This window comes from Azospirillum sp. UFLA03-27 (assembly GCF_059803775.1).
Map to the genome: position 1 here is coordinate 1 of NZ_JAUQTX010000508.1, position 1,184 is coordinate 1,184.

Below are 1,184 nucleotides of genomic sequence, written 5' to 3' on the forward strand. Positions count from 1 at the left end.
ATAATCGTCGGCAGCGTCAGATGTGTATAAGAGACAGCTTCCCACCCGCCCCGCGGGCGTGCACAATGCGGCACACGGATGCGTGGGCGGCGGGTCGCCGCCCGGCGCCATCAAAAGACACCTTCAGAACCGGGAGCGGGGGATCATGAGGAAGACGTCGTGGATGGCCGGAGCCCTGGCGGCGGCCGTCGCCGGGCTGTGCGCGGTTTCGGCCTCGGCGCAGACCAAGGTGACCGTGGCGATGAGCGGCTGGACCGGCTTCGCACCGATCACGCTGGCCAAGGAAACCGGCATCTTCAAAAAGAACGGCATTGAGGTCGAGATCAAGAAGATGCCGACCTCCAACCGCCACCAGGCGATGGCGGCGGGCGAGGTGCAGGCGATCACCACCACGGTGGACACGCACCTGCTCTACGCCTCCTCTGGCGTGGACGTGACTCAGGTGCTGGTGCTCGACAGCTCGCACGGCGGCGACGGCATCGTCGTGCGCGACGCGGTCAACAGCCTCGCCGACCTGAAGGGCAAGCAGGTGGCCGTGCAGTATGGCGGCGTGCCGCAGTTCTGGCTGGCCTATGTGCTGAAGAAGAACGGCCTGTCGATCGGCGAGGTGCAGACCGTCAACCTCCAGCCGTCCGACGCCGCCAACGCCTTCGTCGCCGGCCAGTTCGACGCCGCCGTGACCTACGAGCCGTACCTGTCCAAGGTCCGCGAGGCCAACGGCAAGATCATCGTCACGTCGGACCAGACGCCGGGCGTCATCATCGACACGCTGGCCTTCCAGCCCGACTACATCCAGAAGAACCCGAAGGTCGTGAAGGCCTTCGTCGACAGCTGGTTCGAGGCGCTGGACGAGATCAAGAAGGACGAGAAGAAGGCCTTCGAGATCATGGCCCGCGACGTCAACCAGACGCCGGAACAGTTCGCCAGCTCCGCCAAGACCGTGCTCTGGTACGACAAGGCCGGCAACGTCGAGTATCTGACCAAGACCATGCCGACCTTCATCAAGGAGGTCCAGGACGTGATGCTGGAGGCCAAGCTGATCCGCAAGGCCCCGCCGAGCCTGGACAGCATGACCGACACGTCCTTCGTGAAGTAAGACGGTACGTTTCTGCTGCCGTTGCCCCCACCCCGGCCCCGGTCTCTTATACACATCTGACGCTGCCGACGCTTATACGCGAGTGTAG

At 64.4% G+C, this 1,184-nt stretch carries 1 protein-coding gene; it reads left to right on the forward strand.

The features are described 5' to 3' along the window. Positions 1-145 precede the first annotated feature (145 nt). Complete coding sequence (locus Q4I23_RS32760; protein WP_038529852.1) at positions 146-1,096, forward strand: ABC transporter substrate-binding protein; 951 nt, start codon at positions 146-148, stop codon at positions 1,094-1,096. Positions 1,097-1,184 lie beyond the last annotated feature (88 nt).